11 protein-coding genes and 1 pseudogene are annotated in these 17,485 nt (G+C 69.4%); 4 read left to right on the forward strand and 8 right to left on the reverse strand.

Annotated elements, in window-relative coordinates:
• Positions 1-5: 5 nt before the first annotated feature.
• Together ACWCPF_RS10500 and ACWCPF_RS10505 are read right to left on the reverse strand one after the other, a co-directional pair.
• Positions 6-1,184 (reverse strand): hypothetical protein, encoded by a 1,179-nt coding sequence (locus ACWCPF_RS10500; protein WP_451044594.1) that lies wholly within the window; start codon positions 1,182-1,184, stop codon positions 6-8.
• Positions 1,181-1,732 (reverse strand): sigma-70 family RNA polymerase sigma factor, encoded by a 552-nt coding sequence (locus ACWCPF_RS10505; RefSeq protein WP_451044873.1) that lies wholly within the window; start codon positions 1,730-1,732, stop codon positions 1,181-1,183. Before ACWCPF_RS10505 ends, ACWCPF_RS10500 begins: the two co-directional genes overlap by 4 nt.
• Positions 1,733-2,157: 425 nt before the next feature.
• Between ACWCPF_RS10505 and ACWCPF_RS10510 the strand changes: the two genes are divergently transcribed.
• The gene (locus tag ACWCPF_RS10510) at positions 2,158-2,964 is read left to right on the forward strand and encodes a ricin-type beta-trefoil lectin domain protein (protein ID WP_451044595.1); all 807 of its coding nucleotides are present in this window, start codon (positions 2,158-2,160) and stop codon (positions 2,962-2,964) included.
• Positions 2,965-3,441: 477 nt separating this feature from the next.
• On the opposite strand, the pseudogene ACWCPF_RS10515 reads toward ACWCPF_RS10510, so the two are convergent.
• The 4 genes and pseudogenes from ACWCPF_RS10515 to ACWCPF_RS10530 all read right to left on the reverse strand — a co-directional run.
• Positions 3,442-3,753, reverse strand: a pseudogene (locus ACWCPF_RS10515) (IS3-like element ISRhosp5 family transposase); the annotation flags it as partial.
• 239 nt (positions 3,754-3,992) lie between these two features.
• Positions 3,993-4,895, reverse strand: coding sequence for a hypothetical protein (locus tag ACWCPF_RS10520; protein ID WP_451044596.1), 903 nt, complete (start codon positions 4,893-4,895; stop codon positions 3,993-3,995).
• Positions 4,896-5,811: 916 nt separating this feature from the next.
• Entirely contained in the window at positions 5,812-7,341 is a 1,530-nt protein-coding gene (locus ACWCPF_RS10525; RefSeq protein WP_451044597.1) for a helix-turn-helix domain-containing protein, read from the reverse strand.
• Between the two features lie 64 nt (positions 7,342-7,405).
• Complete coding sequence (locus ACWCPF_RS10530) at positions 7,406-7,606, reverse strand: DUF4236 domain-containing protein (RefSeq protein WP_451044598.1); 201 nt, start codon at positions 7,604-7,606, stop codon at positions 7,406-7,408.
• Between the two features lie 174 nt (positions 7,607-7,780).
• Here ACWCPF_RS10530 and ACWCPF_RS10535 point away from each other — a divergent pair, with 174 nt between their 5' ends.
• From ACWCPF_RS10535 to acnA, 3 genes are all read left to right on the forward strand, one after another.
• On the forward strand, positions 7,781-8,242 hold the full coding sequence (locus ACWCPF_RS10535) for a hypothetical protein (RefSeq protein ID WP_451044599.1): 462 nt from the start codon (positions 7,781-7,783) through the stop codon (positions 8,240-8,242).
• Positions 8,243-8,424: 182 nt separating this feature from the next.
• Positions 8,425-9,192: an alpha/beta hydrolase gene (locus ACWCPF_RS10540; protein ID WP_451044600.1), complete on the forward strand. Its 768-nt coding sequence runs from the start codon at positions 8,425-8,427 to the stop codon at positions 9,190-9,192.
• Positions 9,193-9,653: 461 nt separating this feature from the next.
• On the forward strand, positions 9,654-12,368 hold the full coding sequence (acnA, locus tag ACWCPF_RS10545) for an aconitate hydratase AcnA (RefSeq protein ID WP_451044601.1): 2,715 nt from the start codon (positions 9,654-9,656) through the stop codon (positions 12,366-12,368).
• A 97-nt stretch (positions 12,369-12,465) separates the two neighbouring features.
• Here acnA and ACWCPF_RS10550 read toward each other — a convergent pair whose 3' ends face one another.
• Together ACWCPF_RS10550 and ACWCPF_RS10555 are read right to left on the reverse strand one after the other, a co-directional pair.
• A complete protein-coding gene (locus ACWCPF_RS10550) occupies positions 12,466-13,407 on the reverse strand; it encodes a LuxR C-terminal-related transcriptional regulator (protein WP_451044602.1) in 942 nt (313 codons plus the stop codon).
• Between the two features lie 151 nt (positions 13,408-13,558).
• Entirely contained in the window at positions 13,559-17,260 is a 3,702-nt protein-coding gene (locus ACWCPF_RS10555) for a S8 family peptidase (RefSeq protein WP_451044603.1), read from the reverse strand.
• Positions 17,261-17,485: the final 225 nt, after the last annotated feature.

Below are 17,485 nucleotides of genomic sequence, written 5' to 3' on the forward strand. Positions count from 1 at the left end.
GCGCGTCACGAGGAGGAGGGCCGTGCGGTGGAGGCGGAGACGCCGGCCGGGCCTTGCGAGGCCGGCTCGGCGAGATCGCCGTCCCGCGAAGCAGGGGCATCGGGGCCGGCAGCGGTCAGGGCGCCGGATTCGGTACGGGGGGCGGGGACAGGGGCGGGCGCGGGCGCGGCTGCGGACACGGCCTCGGCGGGGCCCCCGGGGAGGCCCTGTTCGACGAGGTCGTCCTCGGACGACGGGAGGCCGGCGGCGGGCGCCGTGGTCGTGCCGCCGCCTTCCCCGTCCCCCGGGACCGGGGGCAGCGTGCCGACCAGCCGCGCGACGGCGCGGCCCAGCGGCAGCGCGTCGACGCGCAGGGACGCGGGTGCGCCGTACGGCCGCAGGAATCCCTCCTCGTCGGCTTCGAGGATGCGCGTGCTCCCGTGGGCGACACCCAGGGTGAGCAGGCGTGCGCCGGCCGGCAGGGCGCGCTCGGGGGGTTGCGCGCACACGGCGTAGTCGCCGGCGCCCAGCCGGTCGAACACGTCGGCGGTACCGGTGTAGTGGGGGTGCACCCCGGTGCCCACCCTGACCCTGCCCGCCGGAAGGCGGACGTCGGCCTGGGCCGCCAGGGCCTGGAGGACCGCGCGGGCCGTGCGCGGGGCTCCCGTGACGGACAGCGCGGACGGGCCGGCCGCCAGGTCGAGCAGCACCGCGTCGGGGCCCGCGGTACCGACGCAGACGAGCAGGGGGGGCCGCTCGGCGACCATGGATCCGGAGCCGAGGTCGGCGCGGCTGATCCACCACAGGTGCGGTTCGGCTGCGTCGCGTTCCCAGGGCTCGGCCGGCCCGCCGGCGTCCTGTCCGTGGGCGACGTACACGCCGGCCACGTCACTGCCGAGCAGGACGGCGTACGGCAGCGTTCCGGGGTGCTCGGCGGCTGCCCGCCGGACGGCCCGGTCGGCGTCGGCCCAGCCGGACGGATCCCGCAGCAGGCGGCGCAGCAGCCGCAGTCCGCGCCGGTGGCGCAGCTCGGTGCGGACCGGCTTGGCGAAGCCATGGGCGGCCGCGGCCAGTTCACGGACGACGCGTCGGCGCAGCGCACCCCAGCCGCCCTTGCGGCGGACGAGCCAGTGCGCCAGCACGGTCAACAGGAGGACGACGCCGACGAGTCCGATCAGCCGGGACCAGTCGGTGGCGGGGCTCACGCGGCGGCTCCGACGACTCCGTGCCGTTCCAGCTCCGCACGCAGTACCCGTACGCCGTGGTGGGTGCGGGACTTGACCGTCCCCTGCGGCACGCCCATCTCGGCGGCGGCGACGGCGCCGGACTGGTCCAGCAGGTGCACCCGCACCACCGCCTCGCGGTGCGCGGGCGGGAGAGCGCTCAGGGCGGACTCGACGATCGTGCGGTCCTCGACGGCCCCGGCATGGTCGCGGACGTGCGCGATCGCGGTGCCCGCGAAGTCGGCGGGGGTGACCCCGATGGGCACCATGCGGTCGCGGCGGTGGTGGTCGACGACGAGGTTGCGGGCGACGCGGAAGAGCCACATGCGGATCGGACGCTCGTGCACGTCGAGCCGCTCGCTACGCGACAGGGCCCGCAACAGCGTCTCTTGCAGCACGTCCTCGGCGGCATATACGTCGCGCCCCATCAGGCCGATGATGAAACGCCTCAGACTGTCCCGTTCTGCGACTATGAGGCAGGCGACGATGGTGCTCTCATCGGTACATATGGTGGCGCGCTCTCCGGAAATCCCCGGCTCGCCCTCACGACCGTCGGGCTCGTTCACACACATGGCGTACAGATTAAAGTGTCGAGTGACACTGTCCGATCACAAGGTGTCGAAACTTATAACGCTTTCACGGTCAAGTGAGGCCCGAATTGGCATGTAAGTGAGACTTCCTCAGCCGTTCGACCATTGGCACATCTTGCGCAGTGGCGAGCGAAACCGGATCTTACGCTGCCGGGCCTCCCCCCGAACCGACAGGAGACCATGTGCCTCCCCATCCCGACATACGGGACCCTGATGTCCCTGACGGAGCGTCTGCGCGCTTCGCGGACACCTTCGCCCGACGTCCGACCCTGCCCCGGCGGAAGCTGCTGCCGGACCGGCGGGCCTGGAGGGTACTCGCGGCGGCGTCAGCCGTCGTAGGGTGCGCGGCACTCGTCGTGCCCCTCGTGGCGCAGATCGACATACTGCCCGACAAGGACGGCAAGAGTGACACGGTGGCGGTTGCCGCTGGCGCCTCCGCGACCGCCGTGCCGTCGGCATCGCCACTGACGGACGCAGGGGACGGTTCGAGCGGCTCCGGCGGCGACATCCCCCCCGCGACCGGGTCCGGGAGCCGGCTGACCGGCAGCGGCGCGGCGGGCGGCAGCGGCACGATGGGCGGCAGCGGCACGACGGGCGGTATCGGCACCGGAGGCGCGGGCCTCGGCGGCGTACCCGCGAACGGCAGCGGTGCGGACACTCCCAGCGGCGCCCCGAACCCGTCCGCGACGCAGTCCGGTTCCAGCCCGGTCGACGAGGACGAGCAGCCTCCGTTCGCGGCCACGCCCAAGCCCACCGCCCCCGCCTCGACGCCGGTCGTCCCGGGCGTACGCATCCGCAGTTACGCGAGCAGCCGTTGCATCGCGGTGAGCGGCGCGCAGAGCAGCGCCGGCCGCGACGGCAGCCGGCTGGAGATCCGGGACTGCGACAACGGAGCCTGGCAGAAGTGGGACCTGCGCTCCGACGGCACGGTCCGCGCGTTCGGCCTGTGCATGGACGTGGCGGGGGCCTCGACCACGAACGGCACAGTGATCCAGCTGGCCAGGTGCAACGGCGGCTGGGCCCAGCGGTTCGTGCTCAACAAGGCCCACGACCTGGTGAACATACAAGCGGACAAATGCGTCGACGTGGTCGACAAGCAGACCGCGAACGGCACCAAGCTCCAACTGTGGAGCTGCCAGGGGACCAGCAACCAGAAGTGGTACACGTCCTGACCGTCGCGCGGTAGGCCACCTCCCCGCCCGGTGCACGGGCGGGGAGGTGCCCGGACCGCCTGGACCGTCTCCACGAGCTGACCGGCGGACGGCCGCTCCTGGTCGGCCGAGCACATCGCCCGCACGGCGAACTGGACGACCCCGACAAGGTGTTGCGCCCCCTGGCAGCCTCCGCGCGGACCGACCCGAGGCCCGCGCCTTCGCCCAGGCGACCGGAGGACGTCCCATGGCGCTGGGCACCGCTTTTGCGCCAGTGTGTGGCGCCCCGCGTGTGACAGTGTGTGACACCGATCCGGCCGCCCGTATGTCCGGGCGGCCACTCATTCCTGTCATGCGCCGCCCAGGCCTGTCCGGCGGATCAAGTCGCAGGATGGCGGCAGTGCCGAATCGGCGTCGGTGAGCGGGGTGATGGGGGAGTCGGCAACCGACGACAACGCCGCTGGGTCCCCTCTGGGGGGCGTGCCACACCCCGCGTCTGCGAGTGACCCACCGGAACACCGCAAAGCGAGCCTCACGCGCTTCTGGCCAATGTTTCCTTCCCTGCAGGGTCTCCCGTTTCCCGCCTGCGCTGAAGGATTCGGCGGCGGCGTAGTCGCTGTGGAATATCGCCCCGCCAAGGGTTCCGCTGCGAGTACGGGCTGCGGATCCGAGGGCGTAGGTGACCAGCCCGGTGCGCATGTGGTCGGCGATCGACCGGCCCGCCACCCGTTTCGAGCGCAGGTCCAACACCATTGCCAGATACAGGAATTGGCCGGCACCGATGGGCAGGTAGACCGCCGACGACAGCCAGGGTCACGCCGAGTGGCGTGCTGTCCCGTCCGGGTGTGGCTGGCATGTACAACCTCACTATCGCCGACCTCCACACGTACTGAGCCTTTTCCAACCTCATACCTGTGCTGCTCATCGGCCTGCTGACGACTGAACCGATCTGCAGCGAGTCCATGACCAGCAGATCCGCAGTCGGTCCCGGCGGCCCAGACGCTTCGCCGAGCATGGTCAGCGGCGCTGACAGCCGGGTGAGAAAGGGCTCAGCGCTCCTGCAACTCCCATGAAGCGAACCAGTGGGGGAACGGTCCGGCGGAGGGCGGAAATGCGAACGGCGGGTTGCGGTCGGTGAGCAGGCGCAGCACGAACTCGCCGGTGCCGCAGTCGAAGCGCTGCCACTCACCGTCCAGATACTGCACCAGAACCGGCCAGTCGTCGGGATCGGCCGGTCCGGTCAGCCAGTGGAAGGTCATCTCCTGCTCGGAAGTCCCCCATATGAGCACGCCGTCGGGCGCGGGGTGGACCGGGTACGGCCGGTACAGGTCGGCGAACCGCACCATGTCCTGGCCCCAGGAGACCAGATCCGTGCCCAGCGCACCCGGCACCAGCAGGTCCAGGTACTCGTCGAAGCTGCCCGCGCCGAAGGCGTCGACGATGTCCTTGTAGTCACCGGGCAGCACGGTGCCCAGCGCGGCCTCCGTCGCGGCCCAGTCGACGCCGCACCGATCGGGCTCCGTCCACCCGGTGGCCTCCCGCAGCAACTCCACCCACCCGACACCGGGCTGGCGGGTGAACGCGCGCCGGGCGAGGATCACGACGCTGCACGCGCCATCGGCGGTGGCCGTCACGCCGTATCCGAACCAGTGCTCGGCCAGCACCCACCCGCGCAGCTCCAGCAGCCCGCCCTCCCCGCCGATAGGGAGCCCGCCCTCCCCGCCCACCGGCGGACCGTCGGACACCCCTGCCGCCCTACCCCCGACGACCCACGCACGTACAGGCAGACCCGCCCCGTCGACCATGTCCGCAGCGACGCGCTCCAGCTCGGCCAGATCCTCCGCGTCACTGGGCACACAGACATGCCCTGCCCCATGGATGGGCAGCGGGCAGTGCAATTCGGGCGCGCGCCAGGCGTCGTTCAGACGGGCGCGCAAAGCAGAGATGTCCACGCGGCCAAGTGAACATCACGGCACTGACATCGAGCCTCTTCTACTGCATCAGCAGTACGCTGTTGTTGTCGACGACAAGGCTCTCCCTGACCATGTCGATGGCGTGATCAACGGGGATGTCCCCAACGTCGAGACCAGGTATCTTCGAAATGGTCGAGTCGGCTACTGGGACAGGTAACTCATCGGCTGCCCAACTTTCAGAAGTCCCGCCTTGCCGAGTTCGGGTGTACGGCGGCTGACCGACGGCGATTGATTGCCATGCTGCGAGAGATCGATGCCCGCGTGGCCGATGCTGCTCGGGTGCGTATCTTGCTGGGCAACGATGAAACAGGACACCCTGTCGAGGTTCGGGTCTCCGTAGAGGAGGCGAGTGATTGTGGCGCTCCGTGCTCGGTGGTGTTGGCAACTGGGGGACGGTGAGGAGTTCGGTGCCGGCGGTCACGCGACGGCCCCAGGCCGGACAGCACTGGTTAGCCGATCAGTGGAGTGACCGACCGGGTGACCGGCGTGTCACCGGAGCGCTTCGAGCGCCGGGTTCGGGTCGGTTGTTCGGGTCGGGTCTGCCGTTTTGCGGCCAGGAGGCCGGCGAGGTCTTCGAGTTCGGGCAGGAGGCCGGTTCCGGCGTACTGCCAGTGGAAGAGACCAGCGTCGTGTCCGGGTCCACGCGCTGACCGGTGATGTTGCGGTGACCGGGGGCCAGGTCAGTGTTGTGTCCGGCGCGGTCACCGACCGGACTGCCGTCCGTCTGCCCGGCCTGCGTCTGAGTCGACGCCGGGCTGGGGTCTGGGTGTCAGGTTGACCGGTTCGCCAGGCGGTGCGTTCGGCTCGAAGGCGGGCGAGGGGCACCGCCACCTCCCCTCCCGCCCCGCATTCATGCAGGTCAACAGGGGTGTGGCGGTACCCTTCCTCGCGATCTTCAGATGTCCCGGAAGATCTCGATCTGCGCTCCGATGGAGTTCAGCCGCTCCGCCAGGTCCTCGTAACCGCGGTTGATCACGTAGACATTGCGCAGCACCGATGTGCCCTCCGCCGCCATCATCGCCAGCAGGACGACCACGGCGGGGCGCAGGGCCGGCGGGCACATCATCTCGGCGGCCCGCCAGCGCGTCGGCCCTTCCACCAACACCCGGTGCGGGTCGAGGAGTTGGAGCCGCCCGCCGAGCCGGTTGAGGTCCGTGAGGTAGATCGCGCGGTTGTCGTAGACCCAGTCGTGGATCAGGGTTTTGCCCTGCGCGACGGCCGCGATGGCCGCGAAGAACGGGACGTTGTCGATGTTCAGGCCGGGGAACGGCATCGGGTGGATCTTGTCGATCGGCGCCTCCAGCTTGGAAGGCCGGACCGTGAGGTCCACCAGCCGGGTGCGACCGTTGTCGGCCGGGTACTCCGCCGTGCGATCGTGGTCGAGGCCCATCTCCTCCAGGACCGCCAGCTCGATCTCCAGGAACTCGATGGGCACCCGGCGCACCGTCAGCTCCGACTCCGTGACGACGGCGGCGGCGAGCAGGCTCATGGCCTCGACCGGGTCCTCGGAGGGCGAGTAGTCCACGTCGACGTCGATGTTCCGCAGACCGTGCACGGTGAGCGTGGTGGTGCCGATGCCCTCGACCCTGACCCCGAGCGCCTCCAGGAAGAAACACAGATCCTGGACCATGTAGTTGGAAGAGGCGTTGCGGATAACGGTTACACCGTCATAGCGGGCGGCCGCCAGCAGCGCGTTTTCGGTAACCGTATCCCCGCGCTCGGTCAGCACGATGGGCCGGTCCGGGCGGACGGCACGGTCGACGATGGCGTGGTACTGCCCCTCCGTCGCCGCGACCTCGAGCCCGAACCGGCGCAGCGCGATCATGTGCGGCTCGATGGTGCGCGTGCCGAGGTCGCAGCCGCCGGCGTACGGCAGCTTGAAGTGGTTCATGCGGTGCAGCAGCGGACCGAGGAACATGATGATCGAACGGGTGCGCACGGCGGCCTCGGCGTCGATGGCCGCCATGTCCAGCTCGGCCGGCGGCACGATCTCCAGATCGACGCCGTCGTTGATCCAACGCGTCCGTACGCCGATGGAGTTGAGGACCTCGAGCAGGCGGTAGACCTCCTCGATACGGGCGACCCGGCGCAGCACCGTGCGCCCCTGGTTGAGCAGCGAGGCGCACAGCAGGGCCACACACGCGTTCTTGCTGGTCTTGACGTCGATCGCGCCGGACAGCCGACGGCCGCCCACCACCCGCAGATGCATCGGTCCCGCGTAGCCCAGAGAGACGATTTCACTGTCCAGGGCTTCACCGATTCGAGCGATCATCTCAAGGCTGATGTTTTGGTTGCCCCGCTCGATGCGGTTGACGGCACTCTGGCTGGTTCCGAGCGCCTCGGCCAGCTGTGCCTGTGTCCAGCCCCGGTGCTGACGGGCGTCACGGATGAGCTTGCCGATGCGTACGAGGTAGTCGTCTGCCATGAGGCTGAGGTTATCTCAGATATGAGATCGCACCTCTTGGGGGGTCCGTTCGGGTGACGTCCCGTCAACGCCGCCTGGCGCTACGGGTGCGACGCCATCCGAAAGGTCCGGGCAAATCGACCGATGTCGTACGACGTCCGGTGCTGCTGTGCGTATGGCGCGGACCGTGCCGTCCGCCGCCCGTGGTGATCGACCACGATCGCCGGCCGATGTTCAGCCGCACGCCGGGGAGGATGCGGAAACTCTTGCGGAAGGTGAGGGGCATCGGGCCTCCTTCGTCGGGGGAGGGGCGCGCTGTCCGGGAGGGGCGCGCTCTTGTCTCGTGTCTCGGCTACCCCGACTCGGCGGGTCCATGACGCTCCCGAAACGCAGGCAGTAGCGTGGCGACAATCACAGTGATCACGTGTCACGGACGAAGGTGGGCCGCTGTCCTATGGCCATGGGAAAGATTGGGACACGACGGGTACTTCTCGGTTTCCTGGTTCTCGCATGCCTGGGGCATGTGTGGGCCTACTTCGCGCCCGAGGTCTGGTACGACACATTTCCGCACATCGGTCGGCCCTGGCAGCCCCGCCTCGGTCCGTACAACGAGCATCTGGTCACGGACATGGCCGCGTTGTACATGGCCCTCCTGGTCGTGACGGCCGCGGCCTGGCGTTTCGCCGACAGCGACCGGTACGTCATCACGGTCGGTGCGGGTTGGCTTGTTTTCTGCGTCTTCCATCTGCTCTACCACCTGCAGCACCTGAGCATGTTCTCCACCGGAGAACGCATCGCGCTGGTGACCCTGCTTTCTTCCTTGACGCTGGTCTCCGCCGCACTGCTGGCGCCGTCGCCTCCCGGGCAGGCGGGCTCGCGTTCCGGCACGAGCGATGTCGCGCCCGAGGCGAGCAGCCGGTAGGGCGCGCGAAAACCCGTTGGCGGACCACGGAGACGAGTGTTAGCTTTCCGGCGGCCGTGCGAGAGAACGAGGAGGTGGTACCCGTGAACGCAGTTTCGACATGGGTGCTCTCCTCCGGGGTCACGGTCGGGCGGTAGGTCGTCCGGGAGCGCCGTTCCTGCGCACTCCCGAAAGGCACGACCATGCACTTCACTTCCGAGCAACGCCTCGACGACGGCGTCCTCGCACGCGAATTCACCCTCGGCGAGATTCCCGGCACCCTGTGGACGCCTGCATCCGCCACATCCGCTACCTCCGCCTCCTCCACTACCTCCGCCACATCCACCACGCCGGTCCCGCTGATCCTGATGGCCCACAACAACGGCCTGCCCAAGCGGGAACCCCGGCTGGTGGCCCGGGCCCGGCACTCCGTGGCGTACGGCTACGCGGTGGCCACCATCGACGCCGCCGGCTGCGGCGACCGTCCCCGGTCCGCCGCCGACGAACAGGCCCGCGCCGAGATCCGCCGGGCGATGCAGGCAGGCGAGCCGGTGGACGACATCTTCGAGTCCTACATCGGCCCGCTCGTCGAAAAGGCGGTCCCGGACTGGCGGACCACCCTGGACGCCCTCCTCGCCTTGCCCGAGATCGGCGGCCCGGTCGGGTACTCGGGGTGGACCGCCGTCGGCATCCGGCTGGCGGCGGCCGATCCGCGCATCGCGGCCGCCGGTTTCTTCGCCGGGGGCTACGTGCCCCGCGCCCAGCGCGAGGAGGCCCGGCAGATCACCATTCCGTTGCTGCTCCTCCTGCAGTGGGACGACGAAGGAAACCCCCGGCAACGCGCCCTGGACCTGTTCGACGCCTTCGGCAGCAAGGAGAAGACGCTGCACGCCAATCTGGGCGGGCACACGGGCACCCCGTGGTTCGAAGGAGAGGACGGAAACCGGTTCTTCGACCGGCACCTGAAGTGAGACCGGGCCGTCAGGCTCACGGCTGACGCCTGACGCCTGACGCCTGACGCCTGACGGCAGGCCCACGGCAGCCGGCACGCGCGCGGCAGGCCGTAGGCCCGCGTCAGCCGGTAGGCGTGCTGCCGGCCAGGTTGCCGCCGTCGAGGACGGGCCCCGGCCCTCCTCGACGGCGGACGCCTGGGGCCTGTCCGGTGGATCATGTCGCGGGCGCCCGGGTTCGCTGTCGAACGCCTCGATCGGATGACAGGCCGATCGGCTTCACCGGGCAAGGACAGCGAGCCCGGGCATGACCATTCAGCCCTCGTGTACTAGAGTTATCTCGACATCGAGATATCTGCCGAGGCGCACCGCAGCCGCCACCCCGGTAAGGGTTACCTAACTTAGCCTGACCTTAGCGGATCGGCCAAGCCCGTGTGACGGCAGGATGCGGTGGTACGCGCACATCAATGAAGGAGACTGTCGTGTCGGCGAACAGCTTCGACGCCCGTAGCACGCTCAGCGTGGGCGACGAGTCGTACGAGATCTTCCGGCTGGACAAGGTGGAAGGCTCGGCTCGCCTTCCGTACAGCCTGAAGGTGCTGCTGGAGAACCTGCTCCGTACCGAGGACGGCGCGAACATCACCGCCGACCACATCCGAGCCCTCGGCGGCTGGGACTCGCAGGCGCAGCCCAGCCAGGAGATCCAGTTCACGCCGGCCCGCGTGATCATGCAGGACTTCACCGGCGTCCCCTGTGTCGTCGACCTCGCCACCATGCGTGAGGCCGTCAAGGAGCTCGGCGGCGACCCGGCGAAGATCAACCCGCTGGCCCCGGCCGAGCTGGTCATCGACCACTCCGTCATCGCCGACAAGTTCGGCACCAACGACGCCTTCGCGCAGAACGTCGAGCTGGAGTACGGCCGTAACAAGGAGCGCTACCAGTTCCTGCGCTGGGGCCAGACCGCGTTCGACGAGTTCAAGGTCGTCCCGCCCGGCACCGGCATCGTCCACCAGGTCAACATCGAGCACCTGGCCCGTACGGTCATGGTCCGGGGCGGACAGGCGTACCCCGACACCCTCGTCGGCACCGACTCCCACACCACCATGGTCAACGGCCTCGGTGTGCTCGGCTGGGGCGTCGGCGGCATCGAGGCCGAGGCCGCGATGCTCGGACAACCGGTTTCGATGCTGATTCCGCGCGTCGTCGGCTTCAAGCTCACCGGTGAGCTGACGCCCGGCACCACCGCCACCGACCTCGTGCTGACCATCACCGAGATGCTCCGCAAGCACGGCGTGGTCGGCAAGTTCGTCGAGTTCTACGGCGAGGGCGTTGCCGCCACCTCGCTCGCGAACCGCGCCACCATCGGCAACATGTCGCCGGAGTTCGGCTCCACCGCCGCGATCTTCCCGATCGACGACGAGACCATCAAGTACCTGAAGCTGACGGGCCGCGACGCCCAGCAGCTCGCGCTCGTCGAGGCGTACGCCAAGGAGCAGGGCCTCTGGCTCGACCCGGCCGCCGAGCCCGACTTCTCCGAGAAGCTGGAGCTGGACCTGTCGACGGTCGTCCCGTCGATCGCCGGCCCGAAGCGCCCGCAGGACCGTATCGTCCTCGCGAACGCCGCCGAGCAGTTCAAGTCCGACGTGCGCAACTACGTCGCCGACGACGACGAGGCGGGCAAGGAGTCCTTCCCGGCCTCCGACTCCCCGGCCGCATCCGACGGCGTGCCGTCGAACCCGGTCACCGTGACCGCCCCCGACGGCTCGACCTACGAGATCGACCACGGCGCGGTGACGGTCGCGGCCATCACCTCCTGCACCAACACCTCGAACCCGTACGTCATGGTCGCCGCCGCGCTCGTCGCGAAGAAGGCCGTGGAGAAGGGCCTGACCCGCAAGCCCTGGGTCAAGACCACCCTCGCCCCCGGATCGAAGGTCGTAACCGATTACTTCGACAAGGCGGGCCTCACCCCGTACCTCGACAAGGTCGGCTTCAACCTGGTCGGCTACGGCTGCACCACCTGCATCGGCAACTCCGGCCCGCTGCCGGAGGAGGTCTCCAAGGCCGTCAACGACCACGACCTGGCCGTGACCTCGGTGCTCTCCGGCAACCGCAACTTCGAGGGCCGGATCAACCCCGACGTCAAGATGAACTACCTGGCGTCCCCGCCGCTGGTCGTCGCGTACGCCCTCGCCGGTTCCATGAAGGTGGACATCACGCGCGACGCGCTGGGTGTGGACCAGGAGGGCAAGCCCGTCTTCCTGGCCGACATCTGGCCGACCGAGGCCGAGGTCAACGACGTCGTGGCGAACGCCATCGGCGAGGACATGTTCAACAAGTCCTACCAGGACGTCTTCGCGGGCGACGCCCAGTGGCAGGCGCTGCCGATCCCGAGCGGCAACACCTTCGAGTGGGACGCGGAGTCGACGTACGTCCGCAAGCCCCCGTACTTCGAGGGCATGACGATGGAGACCACCCCGGTCTCGGACATCGCCGGCGCCCGTGTCCTCGCCAAGCTCGGCGACTCGGTCACCACCGACCACATCTCCCCGGCCGGCGCGATCAAGGCCGACACCCCCGGTGGCAAGTACCTCACCGAGCACGGCGTCGAGCGTCGTGACTTCAACAGCTACGGCTCGCGCCGCGGCAACCACGAGGTCATGATCCGCGGTACGTTCGCCAACATCCGCCTGCGCAACCAGATCGCGCCGGGCACCGAGGGCGGCTACACCCGCGACTTCACGCAGGACGGCGGGCCGGTCTCCTTCATCTACGACGCCTCGCGCAACTACATCGAGCAGGGCGTCCCGCTGGTCATCCTGGCCGGCAAGGAGTACGGCTCCGGCTCGTCCCGCGACTGGGCCGCCAAGGGCACCGCGCTCCTCGGCGTCAAGGCCGTCGTCGCCGAGTCCTACGAGCGCATCCACCGCTCGAACCTCATCGGCATGGGCGTGATCCCGCTCCAGTACCCGGCGGGCCAGTCCGCCGAGTCCCTCGGGCTGACCGGCGAGGAGACCTTCTCCATCACCGGCATCACCGAGCTCAACGACGGCACCACCCCGGCCACGGTCAAGGTCACCACCGACACGGGCGTCGAGTTCGACGCGGTCGTCCGCATCGACACCCCCGGTGAGGCCGACTACTACCGCAACGGCGGCATCCTGCAGTACGTGCTGCGCAGCCTGATCGCCAAGTAGGGCGCTCCGCCTGATCGCCAAGTAGGCGCTCCGGTACGGCAGTCGGGCCGCACTCCCCACCACAGGGGAGTGCGGCCCTTCGCTGTCCGGTGACCCGCTACACCCAGCCCCGTTGCGCCGCCCGCACCCCCAGCTGGAACCGGCTCGCCGCCCCCAGCCGGTCCTGCAAGTCGCTGACCCTCCGCCGCAGGGTCCTCAGGCTCACCCCCAGATGACGGGCCACCGCCTCGTCCTTCATCCCGGCCGCCAGCAACCGGGCCAACGTCCGCTCGCCCTCGGAGAGTTCACCCTCCCCGACGCCCTGGCCGAGCGGCGCGGCCTGCTGCCAGGCCAGCTCGAAGAGCTGCTGCAGCGCATCGGTCACCGCCGAGTGCCGCACGACTGCGGAGCAGTAACCGCCCGCCTCGAACGAGGTCAGCGGAAGCATCGCCCGACGCCCGTCGACCAGCAGCAACTTGACCGGCACCGAGGGCAACACCCGGGCCTGCTCGCCGAGTTCGACCATCTTCCAGGCGTGGAAGAGGACGTCCGGATCCTCCAGGGCGGTCGCCGCGTACACCGTGCGGTACACGATCCCGCGGCTGAGCAGATCGGACTGGAGGTCCAACTGCGGGGTGCGCGGGGCCAGATACGGGGGAGTGTCGAAGACGCACACCTCGTGCTCGGCGCGCGCGTACAGCTCCTCCAGCCGGGCAGCGTTCGCACCCTCCCCGGAAACCACCTCGACCAGCCGGGACGGCTCCTCTCGCAGCAGCCCCGCCTCGTACGAGGTCGCCATCTCCTCGGCGGTCGCGGCGAGCAGTTCGGACTCCGTCTCCCGCTGCCGGATCAGCGCGCGGATCGCCACCCGCGGGTCGACTGCGCGTAACCCGCCCATGGAGTCCGGCGGTTGCAGCAGACCGAGCGCCAGCAGCCGGTTGCAGGACTCGCGGACCCGTCCCGGAGAGGCTCCGGTCAGCAGCGCCCAGCCGGCCGCGCCCGCGTCGGGCTGATGGAGGACCGACTGGTACACCAGCTCGTCGAAAGCAGAGACCCCCACCGCGGCCCAAGGGCTCGCGGCAGGGGTCCGCCCCGCAGTGTCAAATGCCGTGTTAACCATGACTCGGCACGCTAGAGGATCCTTGTTAAGGCCGAGGCACACGTGGCACAGGTCGCAGAGATGGTGCAGGTGGCACAGGTGCCGGCGTCTCCTACTTCAGGCCGAACGCCCGCAGCACGGTCTGGTCGATCCCGTTGCCGTTCCGGTCGGCGGCCCGCACCCGCAGCGACACCGTCTCGGCGCCCTTGGCGGCCTTGAACCGGGCCTGACCGTTCTTGACCTTCACTTCCTTCCAGGAGGCGCCCTCGTCGTAGGAGACCCACGCCTTCAGGCTGCTCGCCCGGACGCTGCCCAGCTGGTCGGAGACCGGCAACGCGACCTCCAACTCCTGCTTGCCGTCGGCGCGGTTGAGGAGGTCCAGCCCCTTAGGGGCGATGCCGACGGTGAGCAGCGGCAGCGCCGTCGAGGCGTCGGTGTGCGCGGAGGCGAAGGTCCACTCGGTGTGGGTGCTGGTGGAGTACTTGGCCCAGTCCGCCTGCCGCTGCACATCCAGATCGAAGCGGTACGAGGCCTTGCCCGCCGGGACGTCGAAGATGCCGTACCCGCCGAACGTCGAGTCGCCGACCAGTTGTCCGTCCGCGTAGAGCTTGCCCTTCGCGGTGCTGTCGGTGCCGTTGATGTATCCGTAGTGGCCCGGCGTGGAGTCGGTCAACTCCGCTACCGACATGGTGAGTTTGTCGCCGGTGCGCTCGGAGAGGCCGTACTCCTCGCTGGTCCCGGGGCGGATGACCTGGCGCAGCCAGTTCTCCGTGGTCTTCTCCGTGCCCGCCTCGGTGAAGGTCCGCAGCGGGCTCCACTGGCCCCTGAACGTGTTCCAGTTGGGGTAGACGGTGTGCCAGGTACGGGTGTCGGGGTCGACGTAGTAGTACTCGTCGCGCTCCGTGCCCAGCTGCGTGTAGACGCTGCTCTCGATGCCGAAGAGCTGCCAGGGGCGGAAGGTGTACAGCGCGTCCGCGCCGATCTCGCCGGCCGTCGCCCCGTAGTAACGGGCGTGCTGCTTCACGGTGTTGGACTTGTCCAGGCTGTACGTCTGGTCCGCGGAGATGGAACCGCTCTGCGCGACGAGCACGTTGTAGACGTACGGACTGACCGGCGTGCCGCTCAGCTTCAGGGTGACCTTCTTGCCGGTCTTCAGCAGGCCGGTGAGCTTGGCGCCCTCCTCGCCGGTGGCGATCATCAGCGGGACCGTGGTCGCCCGGTCCACGGCCTCGATCCAGAAACCGGGCTTGTCGCGGTACACGATGAGGTAACCGGCGCCGGCCTTGGTCGCGTTGTCCAGAGCGCTCTGTGCGCGGTCCGTGGCGCCGACCTTGACCACCGCGACCTTGCCCTTGACGTCGAGGCCCGCGAAGTCGGCCTCGGTACCGGCGCCCGCGTCCACCGCCCGGACCTTGTGGTCACCGCTGATCTTCAACGGGAAGTCGGTGTACGTCTGCGAGTAGTAGAGCGAGGACAGCTCGGTCTTCTCCGGGCTGGTGACGCTCGCCGTCAACTCCTTCTCGTACAGCCGGAACTTGGCGGAGAACTCCAGGTTTCCGATGGTGACCTTCGGGGTCGGCGTCACATAGACGTGGTCGGTCCAGAAACCCTGGCTGTAGGTGAGCCCCCAGGCGTTGCCCGGCCCCTCGCGGTGCACATTGGTGCTGAAGCCCTTGAACTCGGAGTTCTGCTTGGTCTTCGGCTTGATCTCCACCGCCTTGCGGGCGTCGAGCACGACCTCCGTGTCCCCGCCCACCTTGATCTCGGGGCTGGAGACGACCGAGGTGCCGACGGCCGTCCCGCCCCCGTCACGGTCCGGGATCCAGGTCGAGATGGCGTACGTGCCGGCCGGGACCTGCCAGGTCCAGCCGCTGCCGAGGAAGCCGTACTCGTCGGGGTAGTCGCCGTTCAGCTCCATGAGCGTGTAGATCGAACCCCCGGTGGGCGCCTTGCCGTCGCGAGCCAGGAGGGAGACCTTGAGGTCGTACGTCTTCGGCGCCTTCTCGAAGCCGACGCCCGTGGTGACCTGGACGCCGTCGGCGGTCGCCGTGATGTGGCCCTCGTACCGGCCCTGGGCCTCCTTCGCCGGGTCCACGCCGACCGGGACGGTGGCGGTGCCCCGCGCGGGCACGGTCAGCGTGCCGGTGCCCAGCGTGACGCCGGTGAGGGACGACGCGATCTTCAACTCCACCGCTTTGTCAGTGGTGTTGGTGTACGTGATGTCCTTGCTGACGGCCCCGCTGTCACCGTCCTCGAACTTGCCGAAGCTCAACGCCGAGGTCCCGAAGACGTTCTGCCCGACCGCCCGTACGGCGTCGACCCGACCGTCGCCCTGCTCGAACACGGAGTTGACGTCATTCGTCTTCGCCGTGCTGGCCAGGGACTGCTTGATCTGCTCGCCCGTCCAGTCCGGATGGGCCTGCGCGACCAGCGCCGCCGCACCCGCGACATGCGGGGTCGCCATCGAAGTGCCGTTCGCCGACGTGTAGTTGGCGTCGACCGGCGTACCCATGGTGGTGCCCGCCGCACGGGCCGCCACGATGCCCACGCCCGGCGCGGTGATCTCCGGCTTGACCGCGAAGTCACCGGGACGCGGGCCGCGGCTGGAGAACGAGGCCAGCTTGTCGGACTTGTCGACCGCGCCCACCGTCAGCGCCGAGTCGGCGATGCCCGGGGTGCCGACCGACTGCTCATAGGGGCCCGCGTTGCCCGACGCGATCACGAAGAGGGTGCCCGTCGACGCGGACAGCTCGTCGACGGTCTCACTCAGCACGTCGGAGGGACCGGTCGCCGTACCGCCCAGCGACATGGAGACGATCTTCGCACCGGAGTGCGCCGCCCACTCCATGCCCGCGATGATCCAGGAGGACTGGCCCCGGCCGTCGTTGCCCAGCACCTTGCCGACCAGCAGCTCCGCGCCCGGGGCGACTCCCTTGAGCCTGCCGCCCGAGGCCGCGCCCGAACCGACGATCGTGGACGCCACATGGGTGCCGTGGCCATGACCGTCCTGCACCGCCTGGTCCGGTACGAAGCTCGTCGACTCCGCGATCTTCCCCGCGAGATCCGGGTGCCCCGTGTCCACGCCCGTGTCCAGGACGGCGACCTTGACGCCCTTGCCGTCGTAGCCGGCCTGCCACACCTCGGGCGCGCCGATCTGCGGCACGCTCACATCGAGGGACGCCTTCACCTGGGCGTCCAGCCAGAGCTTGTCGATGCCCTCGCCGAGCTGCCTCGCGGCCTTCGCGGTGGGCTCGGTGCCGAGCGTCGGGGCGATGTCCGCCCAGAAGGCGGTGGACTTCTTCGCGCTCAGCGCGGCGCCGTCGATCCCGGGCAGCGCGAGCGTCCGGCGCGCGCCGTCGGGGGTCGCGCTGCCCTTGCTGTAGGTGGCGATCACGGGGGTGGCGCCGGTCTTCGCGTCCGAGTAGCCCTGACTCACCAGCCGGCTGACATTGAACAGGGTGGGGTCGAGGCGGCCCGCCTTGATGAGCGGGATGGCGTCCGTCGGCAGGACGCTGACCTCGCCGTTCTTCTCACTGGACAGGAAGGTGGCGGCCTCGCGGCCCTTGCCGCGCCGGACGTCGACGGCGTTCTTGCCGTCCGCTCCCGTCGTGACGGAGACGGTGTCGCCGGTGATGAGGGTGACGGTCTGGGTGCTCGTGGCGCCCTGTCGGGTGTCGGGCGTGGTGACACTCTGCGGGCTGCTGGCTCCCGGCTCGGTGACCGGGGACACGGGACCGGCCGCCGCGGGCGCGACCGCGCCCGCGACCAACCCGGCCGCGCCTGCCACGGCCCAGAGGGCATGGAGTCTTCGCATGGGTGGACGTCCTCCCCTGAACTCTGAAAACGCTTCCGGCCTGGTGAGCGGAAGCCAGTGATCAGGGTGGGCGCTGTACGGAAAGGGGCTCAAGGGATTCGTGTGGCCAGGGTGTGCCAATGCCCGCATCGGCCACGGCAGTTGAGGGCGCACAACGTTGTTTCGGCCAGGACGGCAGACGCTGTCATGCGCGTCGATCGACGGCGTCGTAGCGCGCGGATCGGT

Source organism: Streptomyces sp. NPDC001858, from assembly GCF_053594615.1.